General features: G+C 50.4%; 16 protein-coding genes. 12 read left to right on the top strand and 4 right to left on the bottom strand.

Features of this window, described 5'->3' with window-relative positions:
- Nucleotides 1-18 precede the first annotated feature (18 nt).
- Nucleotides 19-546 carry a flavodoxin FldB gene (gene fldB, locus IC617_RS18350; RefSeq protein WP_191146447.1) on the bottom strand — a complete coding sequence of 176 codons (528 nt, stop codon included), beginning with the start codon at nt 544-546 and terminating at the stop codon, nt 19-21.
- A gap of 70 nt (nt 547-616) precedes the next feature.
- Here fldB and IC617_RS18345 point away from each other — a divergent pair, with 70 nt between their 5' ends.
- From IC617_RS18345 to recJ, 4 genes are read left to right on the top strand one after another with little or no spacing between them, the layout of a single operon-like run.
- Nucleotides 617-1,090, top strand: a complete 474-nt coding sequence (locus IC617_RS18345; RefSeq protein ID WP_191146446.1) for a methylated-DNA--[protein]-cysteine S-methyltransferase — start codon at nt 617-619, stop codon at nt 1,088-1,090.
- Entirely contained in the window at nt 1,080-1,997 is a 918-nt protein-coding gene (gene xerD, locus IC617_RS18340) for a site-specific tyrosine recombinase XerD (protein WP_191146445.1), read from the top strand. Before IC617_RS18345 ends, xerD begins: the two co-directional genes overlap by 11 nt.
- A 58-nt stretch (nt 1,998-2,055) precedes the next feature.
- Nucleotides 2,056-2,784 (top strand): thioredoxin fold domain-containing protein, encoded by a 729-nt coding sequence (locus IC617_RS18335; protein ID WP_191146444.1) that lies wholly within the window; start codon nt 2,056-2,058, stop codon nt 2,782-2,784.
- A 15-nt stretch (nt 2,785-2,799) separates the two neighbouring features.
- Nucleotides 2,800-4,527 carry a single-stranded-DNA-specific exonuclease RecJ gene (gene recJ / locus IC617_RS18330; RefSeq protein ID WP_191146443.1) on the top strand — a complete coding sequence of 576 codons (1,728 nt, stop codon included), beginning with the start codon at nt 2,800-2,802 and terminating at the stop codon, nt 4,525-4,527.
- Nucleotides 4,528-4,542: 15 nt separating this feature from the next.
- Here the strand turns inward: recJ and IC617_RS18325 are convergent, their stop codons facing one another.
- A complete protein-coding gene (locus tag IC617_RS18325) occupies nt 4,543-4,995 on the bottom strand; it encodes a DUF6491 family protein (RefSeq protein ID WP_191146442.1) in 453 nt (150 codons plus the stop codon).
- Nucleotides 4,996-5,226: 231 nt separating this feature from the next.
- Between IC617_RS18325 and prfB the strand changes: the two genes are divergently transcribed.
- The 6 genes from prfB (at nt 5,227) to IC617_RS18295 (ending at nt 12,629) form a co-directional block, all read left to right on the top strand.
- The gene (gene prfB / locus IC617_RS18320; protein ID WP_191146441.1) at nt 5,227-6,324 is read left to right on the top strand and encodes a peptide chain release factor 2; all 1,098 of its coding nucleotides are present in this window, start codon (nt 5,227-5,229) and stop codon (nt 6,322-6,324) included.
- Between the two features lie 13 nt (nt 6,325-6,337).
- Entirely contained in the window at nt 6,338-7,843 is a 1,506-nt protein-coding gene (gene lysS, locus IC617_RS18315; RefSeq protein ID WP_191146440.1) for a lysine--tRNA ligase, read from the top strand.
- Between the two features lie 112 nt (nt 7,844-7,955).
- Nucleotides 7,956-8,666 carry a hypothetical protein gene (locus IC617_RS18310; RefSeq protein ID WP_191146439.1) on the top strand — a complete coding sequence of 237 codons (711 nt, stop codon included), beginning with the start codon at nt 7,956-7,958 and terminating at the stop codon, nt 8,664-8,666.
- Nucleotides 8,667-8,834: 168 nt separating this feature from the next.
- Nucleotides 8,835-9,395: a DUF5610 domain-containing protein gene (locus IC617_RS18305; protein ID WP_191146438.1), complete on the top strand. Its 561-nt coding sequence runs from the start codon at nt 8,835-8,837 to the stop codon at nt 9,393-9,395.
- Nucleotides 9,396-9,552: 157 nt separating this feature from the next.
- On the top strand, nt 9,553-11,646 hold the full coding sequence (locus tag IC617_RS18300; protein WP_191146437.1) for a M13 family metallopeptidase: 2,094 nt from the start codon (nt 9,553-9,555) through the stop codon (nt 11,644-11,646).
- Nucleotides 11,647-11,753: 107 nt separating this feature from the next.
- Nucleotides 11,754-12,629 carry a DUF3014 domain-containing protein gene (locus IC617_RS18295; protein WP_191146436.1) on the top strand — a complete coding sequence of 292 codons (876 nt, stop codon included), beginning with the start codon at nt 11,754-11,756 and terminating at the stop codon, nt 12,627-12,629.
- A gap of 79 nt (nt 12,630-12,708) precedes the next feature.
- Here IC617_RS18295 and IC617_RS18290 read toward each other — a convergent pair whose 3' ends face one another.
- On the bottom strand, nt 12,709-13,680 hold the full coding sequence (locus IC617_RS18290) for a diguanylate cyclase (protein WP_191146435.1): 972 nt from the start codon (nt 13,678-13,680) through the stop codon (nt 12,709-12,711).
- Entirely contained in the window at nt 13,677-14,681 is a 1,005-nt protein-coding gene (locus IC617_RS18285) for a response regulator (RefSeq protein WP_191146434.1), read from the bottom strand. Before IC617_RS18285 ends, IC617_RS18290 begins: the two co-directional genes overlap by 4 nt.
- 312 nt (nt 14,682-14,993) lie before the next feature.
- Between IC617_RS18285 and acnB the strand changes: the two genes are divergently transcribed.
- Nucleotides 14,994-17,594, top strand: a complete 2,601-nt coding sequence (gene acnB, locus IC617_RS18280) for a bifunctional aconitate hydratase 2/2-methylisocitrate dehydratase (protein WP_191146456.1) — start codon at nt 14,994-14,996, stop codon at nt 17,592-17,594.
- A 404-nt stretch (nt 17,595-17,998) separates the two neighbouring features.
- Nucleotides 17,999-18,520 (top strand): DUF2058 domain-containing protein, encoded by a 522-nt coding sequence (locus tag IC617_RS18275; RefSeq protein ID WP_191146433.1) that lies wholly within the window; start codon nt 17,999-18,001, stop codon nt 18,518-18,520.
- Nucleotides 18,521-18,738 lie beyond the last annotated feature (218 nt).

The raw sequence follows: 18,738 nt of genomic DNA, 5'->3' as shown, positions 1-18,738 counted from the left end.
TGGCAGAGAATTGAGGCGTTATTGGCCTGCCCAAGCCTCAAGCTCGTCGAGTAATTGTGCGCACCAGTTTTGAATACGTTGCTCGGTCAGCTCAAACTGGCTGTCTTCGTCGAGCGCGAGGCCGACAAATTGGCTGCCATCAGCGGTGAGCGCTTTACTGGCGTTGAATTGGTAGTCGTCGCTGTTTGGCCAAAAACCAATGCGAACCACGCCATTGCCTTCGACAGCGTCATGTAGCATGCCGAGGGCATCCTGAAACCAGTCGCTATAGCCTTCTTGATCGCCAAGGCCATACATAGCGACGATTTTGCCGGATAAATCCAATCCTGCCACTTGCGACCATTGGCTCTCCCAGTCTTCTTGTAGCTCGCCATAATCCCAAGTACTGATGCCAAAAATAAGGATGTCGTAGTTGGCCGTGTGCGCCAGTGATACGTCTTTGATGTTGTGCAAATCAACGAGTTCAGCGCTCAGCAAATGCTGAATTTTTTCGGCTGCCATCTCGGTGTAACAGGTCGAAGACCCGTAAAAAAGACCAATTTTCATCTTGAATTCGAATTAGGGTTCAGCGTTAAATCAGAGGCATGGTAACAGAAAATCGTGGTGTACAGTCCAGATGCTTAATCGCAGTGATATAACCAGTTGTTGGGGGCGTTGGCAGTTGACGGACGACGGCAACGACATTCTGGCGCTTGATTATTGGCCGCAGTCGGCCAGCAGTAACGGAGTGTCTGCGCTTGCGAAACTTGCTCAGCAGCAACTTGACGCCTATCTAGCCGATGCTAATTTTCAGTTTGATTTACCACTGCGGCCAATAGGGACCGAATTTCAATGCCGCGTTTGGCAGCATTTGCAGCAAATACCTGTGGGTCAGGTGCAGTCTTATGGCGAGGCGGCAGGCTTGCTCGGTTCGGTCGCCCGTGCCGTAGGAGGTGCCTGTCGTCGTAATCCCATTCCACTCTTTATTCCTTGCCATCGGATTGTTGCCAAACAAGGTATTGGTGGTTTTTCCGGCCAAGTCAGTGGTCAGCAAATCGACCTGAAAAATGCGCTATTGCAGCATGAGAAGGCTTGGCACTATGGCGGCTGACCTTCATCCTTGGATTGACCAGTTTCTTGATGCCATGTGGATGCACCGTGGCTTGAGCGAGAATTCACTGCAGGCCTATCGCACTGATTTAAAGGGCTTCTTTAACTGGCTTGAGCAGCGGCAGTTGGCGATTGAGCAAGTCCAATCGGTGGATATTCAAAGCTACCTAAACTTCCGCCATGAACAAGGAATGAAAGCTCGTTCTACCGCGAGAGCCTTGTCGACCATGAGGCGATTTTTTCAGTATGCCTTGAGTCAGCAATGGCTCGCCGTTGATCCGATGGTGTTGATTGAAAACCCCAAATTGCCAAAGCCATTGCCAAAAAGTTTGACTGAAGCGCAAATCGAAGCCTTGTTAGCGACCCCTGATCCGGCCATACCGCTCGAACTCCGTGATAAAGCCATGATTGAGTTGATGTATGCCACTGGCTTGCGGGTGTCTGAGTTGGTGACCATGATTCTGAGCGATGTGTCACTGCGCCAAGGCGTGGTGAGAGTCATTGGCAAGGGCGGTAAAGAACGTATCGTGCCAATGGGGGAGGAAGCGCTACACTGGTTGACGACGTACATCAGCGGTAGCCGCAGTGACTTGCTGAAAGGTTATGACAGTGACGCCTTATTTCCGGGGCGCAATGGTAACTGCATGACGCGGCAGACCTTTTGGCATCGGCTGAAACATTATGCAACACGTGCAGGCTTGCAATCATTGCCTTCTCCGCACATGTTAAGGCATGCTTTCGCTACTCATTTGCTGGATCATGGCGCCGATTTGCGGGTTGTGCAGTTGTTGCTAGGCCACTCTGACTTGTCGACGACTCAGATTTACACCCATGTCGCCAACGTCCGATTACAGCAAGTACATCAAGCGTTTCATCCGCGGGCGACAGTGAATGATGAAACAGTGTAAGATCTTCGCCACAGACGAGGTCTGTGTCTTTATCAGTTGAACAACAGGTTGTGGTTTCATGTTGAAATGGTTGTCGGCGCTTAGCGCCATGGTGTTAAGTGTCTTGGTTGCAGCCTATGCTGCGGATGTTGCCCCTGACGTTGAAAAGCGCGTGATGGGCAAAGTGTTGGCCAACTTTGGCGAAGTGCCGTCAATGATTGCTCCGGCGCCACTGCCTGGTTACACCTTAGCGGTAACCTCTCAGGGTAATTTCTTCATTTCAAATGATGGCAAGTACATGATTTATGGTCGCCTGTTCGATTTAGAACAGGGCTTGGTGGAAATTACCGACAGCGGCTTAAATTCATTCCGCGCGGATAAGTTGGCCGCATTGGCCCCCGACGCCATTACCTTTCCAGCGAAGGGCGAAGAAAAATTCCGAATTTACGTCTTTACCGACATCACTTGTGGCTACTGTCGCAAGATGCATCGGCAAATTGAGGAATACCAAAACGCTGGGATCACCATTAACTATTTAGCTTATCCGCGCTCGCAGCAGTCGAGTACGGACATGCAGCAAATCTGGTGTGCCGATGATTCGGTGAAAGCGATGAGCGATGCTAAGTTGCATGGTGAAATTGCCAAATCCGATTGCTCTGGCAAACGGTTTGATGTTGAAGCCCAGCTCGCCATGGGGCAAAAATTCGGCGTTCGCGGCACCCCGGCAGTGGTGCTGGAAAACGGCGCTATGTTGCCAGGCTATCGTGAACCAAAAGACTTATTGCCGTTGCTAGAAAAGCTGCAGTAAGCACTTCCTTACTTAATGAGTTCGATTACCCTTCAGCGCCGCTCGGTTCCCGAGTGCGCGCTTCCCGAGACTATTCCGCCATTGCTGCGACGCATCTATCAAGCGCGCGGTATTTCATCTGCCGATCAGCTTGATCACTCGGCCAATCGCTTGCATCACGTGCGCTCTCTCGCTGGTATTGAGCAAGCCGTTCAATTGCTGGCTTTTGCCCTGCAGCATGATGAGCGAATCACCATCGTCGGCGATTTTGATGCCGATGGCGCCACCAGCACTGCGCTTTGTGTCTTAGCCCTTAAACGTTTTGGCCACCACAATGTTGGCTATTTGGTGCCAAATCGCTTTGAAACTGGCTATGGCCTGACACCACCGATTGCCGAAATGGCAGCCGAGCAAGGTACCCAATTACTGATCACGGTGGATAACGGGGTTTCGGCGATCTCCGGTGTGCAGCGCGCTAAAGAGTTGGGTATGAAAGTGTTGGTTACCGACCATCACCTACCTGGCGAGCAATTGCCGAATGCCGATGCCATGGTCAATCCGAACCTCCATGCTTGCCAGTTTCCATCGAAGAATCTTGCCGGCGTTGGCGTGGCCTTTTATTTGATGGCGGCATTGCGCCAGCATCTGGCGGAGCAGCCTTGGTATCAGCGTCCTGCGGTTAATCTGGCAGAGTTGCTGGACATTGTCGCTGTTGGCACCGTTGCTGATGTGGTGGCTCTTGACCACAACAACCGGATTTTGGTCAATCAAGGACTTCAGCGGATCAGGGCGGGGCGCTGTCGACCAGGGATCAAGGCTTTGTGTCAGGTTGCCAAACGAAATCCGCAACAATTGCAGGCCAGTGATCTGGGCTTTGCCGTTGGCCCGCGGCTCAATGCCGCAGGCCGCCTCGATGACATGGCATTGGGCATTGAATGTTTGCTTGCTGAAAGTGACGAGCATGCGCTAGCGATGGCGCAACAGCTCGATGAGCTGAATCTGGCGCGTCGGGATATTGAGCGTGGGATGGAGCAAGAAGCCTTGCGGGCACTGGATAAACTGCTTGGCGATGCTGATTTTTCTGAACTGCCGCCGGTGCTGTGTTTGTATCAAGCTGACTGGCATCAGGGCGTGATCGGCATTCTCGCAGCGCGCGTTAAAGAGCGTTTTCATCGCCCTGTATTGGCATTTGCTGGTGATGACAACGGCATGCTCAAGGGATCGGCTCGCTCGGTCACTGGGGTGCACATGCGTGACATGCTGGCCGCTCTGGATACCAAGTTCCCCGGATTAATCGACCGTTTTGGTGGTCACGCGATGGCGGCTGGGTTGTCGATTTCGGCCCAAGACATGGATGCGTTTCAGCAAGCCTTATCGCAAGTAGCGACCGATTGGGTTGATGAGGCACACCTCAATCATGTGTTGCACACTGATGGTGAACTGGCGGCAGACGAGTTTAGCTTGTCAACGGCGCAATTATTGCGCGACTCAGGACCTTGGGGCCAAGCGTTTCCAGAGCCAATATTTGATGGCATTTTCCGTATTGTGCAGCAGCGAATTGTGGGCGAACGCCACCTCAAGCTGGTGCTGCAGCCCAAAGGTCAGCATCAGGTGTTTGATGCGATTGCGTTTAACGTTGATACCGGTGAATGGCCAAATGCCGCGGCCAATCTGGCGCAAGTGGCTTATCAACTCGATATCAACGAGTTTCGTGGCAAGACCCAGCTGCAGCTGATGGTCAAATCAATTACCGCTGTCGCTTAAACTGCCACGCTATTGCTACTCTCCGTTGGCGGCTTCTGCCGCCTGTTCAGCTTCGGTCACTAACTTCTTCGCCAACTCTAAATCTTCTTTGCTATCGAGTTTGTAAATGGTCTGAATAGTGATGCCCACTGGCGCCACGGTATTGAGGGCATACACGCGATCTTGGCCTGCGGTAATGTAGCTGCTGAATCGTTTAATGCCGACTGGCGCATTGAACGCAAAGCCCGTATCGGGGCGATGTAAAATCAACAGGTATTTGGTTTTCACTGTATCCGATAGCAACAGAACCTGGCTGTTCCAAGCAGCCATGCTGAAATTATTGGATGGTCGAAAGCGTTCGACTTGCTCAAGCTGCGTGAAGTTGTAGTCAGGCTTTACTCTGGCCGCCTCAGGATTTTCGTCAGTACTGGCGCAACCCGTTGCAACAAGCATGAATACCGTTAATAACAGAGTTTTGATGTAGGACATTTAATGTCTCCGCAATTTGGTACTGTTTAAAGGGTTAGATTTATTATTTGCTCTAAAGTATAAGACCTTTTTTGGTAACTGCTTGTTCCGTCGAGAAACTTATTAATTTGCTCTTGGTTGTCATAAAAGATTGATTTCAGCTCCTTCTGGGGCCTAGTTTGGCCTACCCAAGGGGCGGGCGATCCTGTACAATTCCGCGGCTAAAATTCACCCTGGGCTGAGACTCTCCACATGTTCGAAATCAATCCGGTTCAAAACAAAATCGCAGATATGCGAGATCGTGGTAACGCATTACGCGGTTATCTTGACTACGACAGCAAGGCCGAGCGCCTTGAAGAAGTCATGCGCGAACTCGAATCGCCGGAGGTTTGGAATGAGCCAGAGCGAGCCCAAGCGCTTGGCAAAGAGCGCTCAGCGCTCGAAGCTGTGGTTGAAACCATCGATACCCTAGAGCAAGGTCTTGAGGATGTCGAAGGATTGCTCGAGTTAGCCATTGAAGCCGAGGATGAAGACACCTTCCATGAGGCTGAAGCTGAGCTAGAAACCCTAGAGCAAAAGCTGGTTAAACTGGAATTCCGTCGGATGTTCTCTGGTGAGCAAGATCAGTGTGACGCATACATCGACTTGCAGTCGGGCTCTGGCGGCACCGAGGCGCAAGACTGGTGCAACATGTTACTGCGCATGTACCTGCGCTGGGCTGAGGCGAAAGGCTTTAAAGCCGAGCTAATCGAAGCATCAGAAGGCGAGGTCGCTGGCCTCAAGTCGGCCACCGTGAGAGTGTCTGGCGAATATGCCTATGGCTGGCTGCGCACGGAAACCGGCGTTCACCGCTTGGTGCGTAAAAGCCCGTTCGATTCTGGTGGTCGCCGTCACACCTCATTCTCAAGTGCTTTTGTTTACCCTGAGATTGATGACTCGATTGAAGTGGATATCAATCCGGCAGATTTGCGTATTGATGTTTATCGCGCATCAGGTGCCGGTGGTCAGCACGTCAACAAAACTGAGTCGGCGGTTCGGATCACTCACTTACCCACCAACATTGTGGTGCAGTGCCAGAATGACCGCTCCCAGCACAAGAACAAAGATCAAGCCATGAAGCAGTTAAAAGCAAAACTCTATGAGTTTGAACTGCTCAAACAAAATGCCGAAAAGCAAGCGGCAGAAGATGCCAAGTCAGACATTGGCTGGGGCAGCCAGATTCGCTCTTATGTCCTTGATGACAGCCGCATTAAAGATTTACGAACCGGTGTTGAAAACCGCAACACCCAAGCCGTCCTAGACGGCGATCTCGACCGATTTATTGAAGCCAGCCTGAAATCTGGCCTGTAAAGGAAACCGCTCCATGACTGACATCCAGCAAGATGAAAACAAGCTGATTGCCGAGCGTCGTGCCAAACTCGATGCGATTCGTGAGAACTGCCCGGCCAACGGCCATCCGAACACATGGCGGCCAAGCCATAAATCGGCTGAGCTACAGGCTGAGTTTGGAGAAAAGACCAAAGAAGAGCTGGCCGAATTAGGTCACGTTGTTGCTATTGCTGGCCGGATCATGGCGAAGCGTGGTCCATTCTTGGCGATCCAAGATGTCGCAGGTCGCATTCAAGGTTACGCCTCTAAAGATGTGCAGAAAGAGCTGAAAGCCATGGGTGGCTTGGATATTGGTGACATCATCGGTATCAAAGGTGAATTGCACAAGTCGGGCAAAGGTGACCTCTACGTTGACATGGCCGAGTACCAGTTGCTGACCAAAGCACTGCGTCCATTGCCAGAGAAATTCCACGGTCTGACCGACCAAGAGCAGCGTTATCGTCAGCGCTATGTTGATCTGATTGTTAATGAAGAATCACGCAACGCTTTTAAAGTGCGCTCTAAATTGGTGGCAGCGATTCGTCGCTACATGGAGTCAAAAGACTTCATGGAAGTGGAAACACCAATGATGCAAGTGATCCCTGGTGGTGCCACAGCGCGTCCGTTCATCACTCATCACAACGCCCTCGATCAAGAAATGTTTTTGCGGATCGCTCCGGAGCTTTATCTCAAGCGTCTGGTTGTTGGCGGTTTTGACCGCGTGTTTGAAATCAACCGCAACTTCCGCAACGAAGGTTTGTCGCCACGCCACAACCCAGAATTCACCATGATGGAATTCTACATGGCGTACGCCGATTACAACGATTTGATGGATCTGACCGAAGACATGCTGCGCACTGTCGCGGTAGAGGTGTTGGGTTCTTCAAGCATGCCATACGGTGACGAAACCGTAGAGTTTGGCGGTACCTATCCACGCATGAGCATGCTTGAGGCAATCAAGCAGTACAATCCAGATCATAGCGACATTCAGGCGCTGGATTACGACAAAGTGCAAGATCGCGAGCACTTAGTGGCCATTGCTAAGTCAGTGCGTGTCGAGCCAGAAAGCTTCTGGACTTGTGGTCAGCTTCTTGAGGAAATCTTCGGTGAAACCGCTGAGCCAAAATTGATTCAGCCGACCTTTATTACCGAGTACCCAGCCGATATCTCGCCGCTGGCTCGTCGTAATGATAACAATCCATTTATCACCGACCGCTTTGAATTCTTTATTGGCGGCCGCGAAGTGGCTAACGGTTTCTCGGAGTTGAATGACGCCGAAGACCAAGATGCGCGCTTTAAAGCTCAGGTCAATGCGAAAGATGCCGGCGATGATGAAGCCATGTATTACGATGGTGATTACATCACAGCGCTGGAGCATGGTTTGCCACCAACGGCAGGTCAGGGCATTGGTATTGACCGCTTAGCAATGCTGTTCACCAACACCCACACCATTCGTGATGTGATTTTGTTCCCAGCAATGCGACCGCAAAGCCAAGGCTAAGTCCTTTCTTTGCACTCGAAGAGGCCAGCCACAGCGCTGGCTTTTTTTTTGTGCAAATTTTGAACACCTCACTATCCTTAAAGCTCTTGGACAATACAAAAAGGATTTAGTGATGTCTCGATTTCTATTCGTATTTACCTGCTCGATTTATCTGGTTGCTTGCTCAGTGACCGACACCTTTTTCTTTGATAAAGCAGATGAAGATACCCAAGGCTTTCGGCTGCAAGGTATTTATGACGATTCAGTCGATGCGGTGAACCCTGGGGTTACGGTCAATGCATTGCAAGTGTCGTCATGCACGATTGCCCAGCAACAAGTCTATTTACGTCGCCACGGCAATGAGAGTATTGCGCCGCGCAATCCTGCGTTGGGCTCGCTATGGCTTGATCTGGGTGGACTGCAAGGTCAGTGTACCGACTCCTCGGCCGATTCCTTTTACATCGTTGATCTGATCTCGCCCGATTTATCCGACAATGATCGCTGGGCCGTTGTCGACAAGCTGAACTTTAAGTATCAGCTCAAATTAGACGCTATCGACAAGATATTTTATGAATTAGTGTTGGTTTATGACGATGGCACGATCGACTATGTTCCAGGCTCCCCCAATACCATTCGAATGGTTCGATCCGGCACAGAATGGCAGACCGCCATTAATGATGTTGATGAAAGCAAAGGACAACTCGCAGAATTTAGAGTTCGGCTGTTCTTTGATCTTCACGACCCACTCAATGTGACGCCAGATACGGTGACCGGAGAAAACATTGAGTCAGCATTTGGGGTATTTTTTGACGCGTTTGTCGCGCTCAAGCCAAATGAGCAGTAGCGCCGATGGACGAGCCTCTGTTGGTAAATGAAAGGTAGCGCTTGTGGCGAACATGTTGTGGCGCCATATTTTGTTGGTTAAATCGTCGCTATTTGCGCTATTTTTACTCAATGGTTACTGAAAATGGTCGATATACTGAGTAATGATATTCGACGTTTAGGATCCGCTATGGCTATCTCTCCGACATCCTCCACGTCGCTCTACCGGAATGTTGAGCAGACCAATAAACCTGTTAGCAAGGACCAGCTCAAAAACGACCAGAACAGCGCTATTTTACAAGCGCAGCTGGAAGTCAGCGTACAAAGTGGCAACCAGCCCATGGCGTTGCTTTACCGGACGGCTATTGATGCGATTAATGAGCAGCTAGCCCCTGAGTTTGGCGACAACGCCGCCCAGCAGGCGTTGGATGAGGGTATTGATGTCTCTCCTGAAGCGACCGCAGAGCGAATTGTGGCGGGATCGACCAAATACTTTGATGCCTTCTTGGAAGTGAACACTGATCTGCAAGGTGAAGAGGCGCTGAATGAATACATGAGCATTATTCAGGGCGCCGTCGATAAAGGGTTTGAAGAGGCGCGCGACATTCTTGATAGTTTGGCGGTGCTCGAAGGTGACATCGCCGACAACATCAATCTAACTTACGACTTTGTTCAATCTGGCCTACAGAATTTTGCTGATAGTTATCTCAGTCGACTCAGTGAGCAAAACCCCCCTGCTGATCCTGCATAATCATTGATACCAACCCATGCCCCTGTGGGTTGGTATGATGGACTCTTTTGTGTGCTAGCCCCGTAAAATGTTACAAAGTTTGTCGTCTAATCGATTCTTTGTTTAATCTTCAATAACATCAAACTCTACCGACACCTCAACAATAATCAGGTCCATAATGAAAATTAGAAAATCCGTACTGGCAGCCAGCATTGCGATGGCTGTTCTCACCACCGCTTGTTCTGACAACAAACCGGCAGCGCAACAACCCACAGCTGCAGCTGAAGCCGAAACGGTAGCTGCCGCGCCGGCAGCTGTCGCTTTGAAATCTGGCATCGATTTAGATCATTTCGATGCGTCAGTTCGTCATCAAGACGACTTTTACCTGAGCGTCAATGGCACTTGGCTGAAAAATACCCAAATCCCATCTGATCGTTCCAACTACGGCAGCTTCACCGTGCTGCATGAAGAATCGCAACTGGCGCTGCGGGAAATTATTGAAGCGGCAGCCAATGCCGAGCAAGTGGCTGGTTCGGAAGGTCAGAAAGTCGGTGACTTCTACAAAACCTTCATGGATGAAAAAGCCGTTGAAGCTGCCGGCATTACCCCGATTGCTGCTGATTTAGCCGCCATCGATGGCTTGTCATCACATAGCGATGTTGCGGCCAAGCTCGGTGAAATCTTGGTGAACGGCGGCGGCTCGCCGTTTGGCTTTTACGTCAACAATGATGCCAAGCAATCGGATCAGTACATTGTCTACTTATATCAATCTGGTTTAGGTCTGCCAGACCGCGATTATTACTTTAAAGAAGATGAGAAATCTGCCACTTTGCGCCAGCAATACCGTGATTATGTCGCTGATATGCTGACCAAAGTTGGTCATCCTGATGCCGCGGATGCTGCTACGGCGGTGCTGGCGTTGGAAACTCAATTAGCAGAAGGTCATTGGACTCGCGTTGAAAGCCGCGACGCCAACAAGGCGTATAACAAAATGACCAGCGAAGAACTCGCGACGCTGCTCGGCAGTTTTGATTTCCCTGCTTATGCGAAAGCTGCTGGTTTAGCTGATGTCACCGACTATGTGGTTCGTCAGCCAAGTTATTTAGAAGCCATGGGCAAAGCATTTGACCAAGTGCCGCTGGATCATTGGAAAGCCTATCTCAAGATTCGATTAATCAACTCGGTCGCTGACTACTTGAGCGCTGAGTATGTTGATCGCAGCTTCGAATTTTACGGTAAAGCGTTGCGCGGTATTGAAGAGCAAAAACCACGCTGGAAACGTGCGGTCGAAGATGTTGACGGCATGATGGGCGAAGCGGTTGGCAAGCTTTATGTTGAAGAGCACTTCAAGCCAGAAGCCAAAGAGCGGATGGAAACTCTGGTTGCTAACTTAATCAAAGCCTTCGAAATTTCGATTAAAGACTTGGAGTGGATGACCGAAGAAACCAAAGTTCAGGCGTTGGAAAAACTCGGCAAATTCACACCAAAAATCGGTTACCCAGATAAGTGGCGCGATTACTCGGCACTTGAAATTGTTGCTGGCGACCTAGTTGGCAACGTGCGCCGCGCAGCTAACTATGAATACCAGTACATGCTCAACAAGCTGGGTCAGCCTATTGATAAAACTGAGTGGCACATGACGCCACAGACAGTGAACGCTTACTACAACCCAGTGAACAACGAAATCGTCTTCCCAGCGGCAATTTTGCAACCGCCGTTCTTTGATATGGAAGCGGATGATGCCGTCAACTACGGCGGTATTGGTGCGGTCATCGGCCACGAAATTGGTCATGGTTTTGATGATCAAGGCAGCAAGTATGATGGCGACGGTAATCTGCGTAACTGGTGGACTGATGCTGACCGTGAAGCGTTTGAAGCTCGCACTTCTCGCTTGGTTGAGCAATACAACGGTTACTTCCCATTTGAAGATGCCCACGTCAACGGTGAATTCACTCTGGGTGAAAATATTGGTGATTTAGGTGGCTTGTCGGTGGCTTACAAAGCGCTGCAATTGAGCCTCAATGGCCAGCCTGGTGAGGTGATTGACGGTTTGACGTCTGATCAGCGTTTCTTTATTGGCTGGTCGCAAGTATGGCGTCGTAACTATCGTGAGGAAGAACTGCGCCAGCGCTTGGTCACCGATCCACATAGCCCGTCTCACTACCGTGTGATTGGTGTGGTATCGAACATTCCAGAGTTTTATGAAGCATTTGATGTGAAGGAAACTGATGAAATGTTCATTGCGCCAGAAAATCGCGTGAAAATCTGGTAATTCATTGGCAGGACAGCAAAATTTTCTTGCTGTCCTGACCAAATTAAGCGATGTTATGGGCGCCTGATGAGAACCATCAGTCGCCTTGTTCGTATTCGAGGAATGTTATGTCAGCCAGCCAGATTCGAAACTTACTTATTGTTCTTGCCTTGATTGCCGTTGTTGCTGTCGGCGTCGTTGCTTGGCTGGCGAAAAACGGTCATGAGGATGTCGTCGCAGCGCCGCCAGTGGTGACAGAAACCCTGTCAGAACCGGTTGCTGAGCCAGAACCAGAGCCACAAGTGGCAGAGCCGATTGCGGAGCCTGAGCCAGAGGTTGCGCCAGAGCCGCAGCCGCAACCCGAAATAGAGCCGGAGCCGCCGGCACCAGAACCTAAGCTGTTTGATTTTCCGCTGCCACCACTGGACGATAGTGACGCCACCTTGCTGCAGCAGTTGCAGCAAAAAATCGTCAGCAAAAGCGTGGCCTTGCTGGTCGATGAAGGCTTGATCGAACAATTTGTGGTGGCTGTTGATGCGCTCTCGCGTGGCCAGGTGACATACAATCAATTACCGATTGAACGTCCGGTCGGCCGTTACAAGGTGATTGAAGCCGATGGCAAGTTGTATGGCTCAACAGCTAACATTGCTCGCTACCAGCCGTATCTCGATTTAATGGCTGGTATGCCTCGTGAGCATTGGGTGGCTTTGTATCAGCACATCTACCCACTGCTGCAGCAAGCCTATGAGCGTTTGGGGTACCCAGACCAACAATTCCATAGCACCTTGTTAGTGGCAATTCAGCGCGTGCTGGCATCACCCAAGCCCAGCTCGTCAGTCGAATTGGTGCAGCCTCATGTCATGTATGAATACGCCAATGAGCAAGTGCAAGCGCTTGATGCGGTAGACAAGCTGATGATTCGCTTGGGCCCTAATCTGAACAGCAAGCTACGTTTGTTGCTAGAAGGTTTGCAGCAGCCGCTAACGCAATGGCAACCGGAATAGAGCGACATGCTCAATAACGCAAAAAGGACGGCTGAGCCGTCCTTTTTTAATGTCGCAACGAATGTCGCAATGAATCTATTTAATGATTCATGTGGGGCTTACTTGAACTCATGGTCACGCGGTTTCGGCCATCACGTTTAGAGGTGTAGAGCGCTTCGTCTGCGCGTTCAATCCAAGACTGGGCACTGTCAATATCGGCTGAGTTTTGCGAAATACCAATGCTGATGGTCAGCTTGATACTGTGCTGCTCAAACTCCACGGCTTTGCGCTCGACCGCCTTGCGCAGTCGTTCGGCAAAATACATGGCCTGATCGGGCTCGGTATCGAGCAACAATACCGCAAACTCTTCGCCACCATAACGGCCGGCAATATCGGTCGACCGCTTAGTGCGCTTGATGCGCCGCGCCACCTCTCGGATCACCTCATCTCCCGCTGGGTGACCATATTCATCATTAACTTTCTTAAAGTGGTCGATGTCGAGCATGATCAAGGTACTGGGCCGATGTGAGCGCTGCATGCGGGCAAACTCCTGACGCAACTGCTCTTCCCAGTGGCCGCGATTGTACAACTGGGTCAGGGCGTCAGTGCGGCTGATTTCCTGCAATCGACTATTGGCCAGCTTCTGCTCAATCTTATTCACGGCTTCGTCGGTAACGTCATAAATGATCAGCGCAATATGCTCCACTTCACCTGTCAGTGACTGCAGCGGTACCACCGTCATGTTCTGATACATGTAACTTGAGGAGCCGGTGATCGGACGATAATTCTGGAAGCGAAATACGTACGGGCGCTGCTCCCATGTGGTGAAAGAGCGCGATTTCAGTAACCGCGCGCTGTCCAATTTGTGACGGAACCATTTTTCCGGTAAGTCTGGATAAACTTTGAAAATTTCGCGATTGCGAACTTGATCTGGAGTGAGCCCAGAATGGTTTTTCATGAAACCATTCCACACTTCAATGCGGTAATTTGTATCCAATACCACCAGTCCAACATCAATGTGATGGATCATGGTGATCATCCAATGCATTTCTCGGAAGTCGCTACTGCTCATGACTCCTCCAGCATGTATTTAATGTTTTCTCGCAGCACTGGCAGAGACTCTTCGGTAAATACCAACAGCAAATCACAGTTAATATCGTGGGTTTCGACTTTGTAATTGATTTCGATGGCGAGATTTTTTTGCCAGCGATTTTGGTTGGCAGCAATCAGATCATTAACTTGGCAATGCTGCCCCAATACCACCGGATGGCCTTGGCTGAAGTGAACATGCAGCATATCGGCGATCCCTTTCAGACAAGCGCCAATCAGAATGTTGGATAAGTCCATTAGGACTTCGATTTCACCTTGATTGTCAGCATAATCATCGTGGCCTAACAAAGCCGACATATCATCAAAGCGGGTGTCGTCAAACAGCAAGAATGCCTCGCCGGAAATACCATCGCCGATAAAGCCCTGACAGACCGCTGACAGCGTGCTGTATTCATCGACAGCTTGCAGTGCCATGTGTAATTCGGAGCTTTCCAAGACATTGACATTGGGGATGGGCAGTTTGACAAATAAATTCAGAATTTCAGCCATCAAGCCGCCGGCACGGCCCATGGCCACGTTCGCCAGTTCGCGATAGGCATCCATTTCAGAGACTTCTAGCTCTGCTAATTTTGCCCCCGCTTCGGGTTTACCTTGCCCTGTGTACCAGCCATGGCGCTCCAGAATGTGCTGCAATTCGGCTTTGCTGGCGGGCTTACGAAGAAACTCGGCTGCGCCAAGGGCGGTGACTCGTTCTAGTGCTTTGGCCTGGATATCGCCCGATACAACGACAATGTCGGGGCGTTCGGAGTAGTGTTGTAGGGCTTCTAGTACCTGATAGCCATCCATCACTGGCATGGTCAGATCCAGAAACATCAAATCGATTTGCTGGGTCTGGCATAGGGTTGCGCCCTCTTGCCCGTCTTTGGCAAAAAGCACTTCAACGTCCCACCCAGTAGGCAAACTGCGATGAAGCTGTTTGCGCGCCAGAGCTGAGTCGTCACATATGAGAACTGTTTTAACCACGAATCGCCGCTACAAAAAATTTGTCAAATAAATAAAGTTCTATGGATGATACACGAACACTTGGTTTTTATAACATCTGATATCTATCAGAGCGCTTGATCTGTGACCGCGCTTAAGTCTCTTAGCTTAGTGCTGATGTAGTGGACTTGTTGGCGAAACTAAGTTAAATCTTAGCCTTTGGTCTTATTGGCCTTTATTCGCTATTGCGGATATAATTTTGCGCTCAATTTATGGGCAGTTTCCAATTCCAATTAAACGCCCTACCTTTGAAAATGTGCACAAGGCGCCCCCACTGACGAGAGGATGAAAACTGTGCTAGACGCTTATCGTTCGCATGTTGAAGAACGTGCTTCCCAAGGCGTGGTTCCAAAACCACTAAACGCCGAACAAACCGCACAACTAGTAGAACTAATTAAAAACCCACCTGCCGGTGAAGAAGATTTTCTGCTGGAATTGCTATCTCAGCGCGTACCTCCAGGGGTAGATGAAGCTGCTTACGTGAAAGCAGGCTTCTTGGCTGCTGTCGCCAAGGGCGAAGCAAGCTCGCCGATTCTGGATGCTGCGCAAGCCACTGAATGGCTTGGCACCATGCAAGGCGGTTACAACATTGCGCCGCTGATTGAACTGCTTGATGTTGACGCGCTGGCGCCAATCGCAGTGAAAGCGCTGTCTCACACGCTACTGATGTTCGATGCTTTCTATGATGTTGAAGAAAAAGCCAAAGCAGGCAACGCGTTTGCCCAGCAGGTGATGGAATCTTGGGCCAATGCCGAGTGGTTCCTGAGCAAGCCAGCACTGCAAGAAAAAATTACTCTGACCGTATTTAAAGTTACCGGTGAAACCAACACTGATGACTTGTCACCAGCACCAGATGCTTGGTCGCGCCCAGACATTCCAGTACACGCACTGGCGATGCTGAAAAACGCCCGTGACGGTATTGAGCCAGAAAAAGCCGGTGAAATCGGCCCGCTCAAGCAAATCGAAGAAGTCAAAGCCAAAGGTTTCCCAGTTGCCTATGTGGGTGATGTTGTGGGTACCGGCTCTTCACGTAAGTCTGCGACTAACTCCGTCTTGTGGTTCTTCGGTGATGACATTCCATACGTGCCAAACAAGCGCACTGGTGGTTACGTGCTAGGCGGCAAAATCGCGCCAATTTTCTTCAATACCATGGAAGATTCCGGTGCATTGCCAATCGAACTGGACGTTACTGCATTGAACATGGGCGATGTCATCGACGTTTACCCATTCGAAGGTAAAGTGTGCAAGCACGGCACCGACGAAGTGATTTCTACTTTCGAACTGAAAACTGACGTACTGATTGATGAAGTGCGTGCCGGTGGCCGTATTCCTCTGATCATTGGTCGTGGCCTCACTGACCGCGCTCGCGAGTCGCTAGGCTTGCCATTTAGCGACGTCTTCCGTCGTCCAGCAGCGGTTGCTGATTCTGGCAAAGGCTACACCTTGGCGCAGAAGATGGTGGGTAAAGCTTGTGGTGTTGCCGGCGTTCGCCCGAACCAATACTGTGAGCCTAAGATGACCACCGTGGGTTCTCAGGACACCACCGGTCCTATGACCCGTGACGAGCTGAAAGACTTGGCATGTTTGGGCTTCACTGCCGACTTGACCATGCAGTCGTTCTGTCACACTTCGGCTTATCCAAAACCAGTCGACGTAGAAACTCACCACACCCTGCCTGACTTCATCATGAATCGTGGCGGTGTCTCGCTACGCCCAGGTGATGGTGTGATTCACAGCTGGTTGAACCGTATGCTGCTGCCAGACACTGTTGGTACTGGTGGTGACTCGCACACCCGCTTCCCGTTGGGTATTTCATTCCCAGCAGGTTCTGGTTTGGTGGCCTTTGCTGCGGCAACCGGTGTGATGCCACTGGATATGCCAGAATCAATTCTGGTTCGCTTCAAAGGTGAAATGCAGCCAGGTATTACTTTGCGCGACTTGGTTCACGCCATTCCGCTGTATGCCATCAAACAAGGTCTGCTGACCGTTGAGAAAGCGGGCAAGAAGAATGCCTTCTCTGGTCGCGTACTGGAAATTGAAGGTTTGGAAACGCTGACCGTCGAGCAAGCGTTTGAGCTGTCTGATGCCTCTGCTGAGCGTTCTGCGGCTGGCTGTACCATCAAGCTGGACAAAGAGCCAATCATCGAATACTTGAACTCTAACATTGTCATGCTCAAGTGGATGATCGCTGAAGGTTACGGCGACCGTCGTACCATCGAGCGTCGTATCAAGGCGATGGAAGCTTGGTTAGAAAACCCAGAGTTGATGGAAGCCGATGCGGATGCTGAATACGCAGAAGTGATTGAAATCGACTTGGCGGATATCAAAGAGCCAATCCTGTGCTGCCCGAACGACCCAGACGATGCCAAGACCCTGTCTGACGTTGCTGGCGTAGGCATCGATGAAGTATTCATCGGCTCTTGTATGACTAACATCGGTCACTTCCGTGCCGCTGGTAAGTTGCTGCAAGACTACTCTGGTCAGTTGCCGACTCGCCTGTGGGTTGCACCACCAACCAAGATGGACGCGCAGCAGTTAACTGACGAAGGTTACTACAGCGTTTACGGTAAAGTAGGTGCGCGCACCGAATCTCCGGGTTGTTCACTGTGTATGGGTAACCAAGCACGTGTTGCTGACAACGCAACGGTTGTCTCTACCTCGACCCGTAACTTCCCGAACCGTTTGGGTACTGGCGCTAACGTATACTTGGCGTCTGCTGAATTGGCGGCGGTTGCTTCCATTATTGGTAAGATCCCGAACGCCGATGAGTACATGACGTACGCCAAAACCATCGATAAAGATGCGGCCGATACCTACCGCTACTTGAACTTCCATCAGATGTCAAGCTACACCGAAAAGGCTGATGATGTGATTTTCCAAACGGCAGAAGTTTAATCTCGATTAAACCACTCGCAGTTTGATACAAAGCCCACTTTGAGTGGGCTTTTTTATGTCCAGGGATGGACGGTATGGCAGCCAAGGCCGTAACTCGCAAAACGCAGTGACGCTCAAGTCCATCCATGGAGCGCTCCACAAAAAGCATCCCTGCTTTTTGAGGCACAGCTTATTTGCGACTGACGGCCATGTCCCAACAGCGCTATAGAAATGAGCATTTTTTCTCCGGCTCAGCTGCCGCATCCATGCGGCAGATGCTTGGGCATAGAGCTGTTGATACCTAAACCAGAGCGTCGCTGGATTTTGTTTTATGCTCAGAATCCTGATCTCGCTGGCGTCAATCCGTGGTACTTTTCCCTATCATTGAGTCCATGAAGCGTGTCACCAAGAAAGAGAGTGAAACGATGGCTAAATTAAGCCTCCAAGAACAAATGTTAAAAGCTGGCTTAGTCAGCAAGAAAAAAGCTGACAAGGTCAAAAAGCAGACCAAAAAAGGCCGAGTGCAGGCGCGTGAAGCAAAAGCCGCTGCTGAAGAAAAGCGCATTGCTGAACAGCAAAAAGCCAAAGAACTGAATCGTCAGCGTGATGAAGCCGCGAAGCAAAAAGCCATCGTCGCCCAAATCAAGCAGTTGATTGAAGCAAATCGCATCGATCGCAGCAAAGGCGACATTAGCTACAGCTTTGCCGACGATAAGCTAGTGAAGAACATTTACGTGGAGCAAAAGATCCAAAAAGACCTGGTTAAAGGTCGCTTAGCGATTGTTCGATTTGGTGAAGGCTACGAAGTGGTGCCCGCTGGTGTGGCTGATAAAATCGCCCAGCGGGATGAGAGTTTGGTGGTACTCAACAACGTTGTTGACGATAAGGAAGTTGACGAAGACGATCCGTACGCCGAATTTGTCGTGCCAGACGATTTAATGTGGTGATTGCAGGCTGGCGCTGCCAGCCAACTTGTTTATGCCCCAAAACGAGTTACGATTTCCTTCATACCATCGCGTCTGAGATTGACGAAGGAAGCTTGTAGAAACATCCGTAATTACCGTTCGCGCTGAGTTCATCCAAGCATGAACGCTGCCCCGAAACACTGAGGGTTTATACAGTTATAAGTAAAAATGCCGAAATTGGGCTGAAAAAGTCGCACTTT

The sequence above is a fragment of the Neiella litorisoli genome (assembly GCF_014773395.1).
GTDB lineage: Bacteria > Pseudomonadota > Gammaproteobacteria > Enterobacterales > Neiellaceae > Neiella > Neiella litorisoli.
The sequence above is the reverse complement of the archived record's forward strand: the minus strand, read 5'-3'. Positions and strand labels throughout refer to the sequence as shown.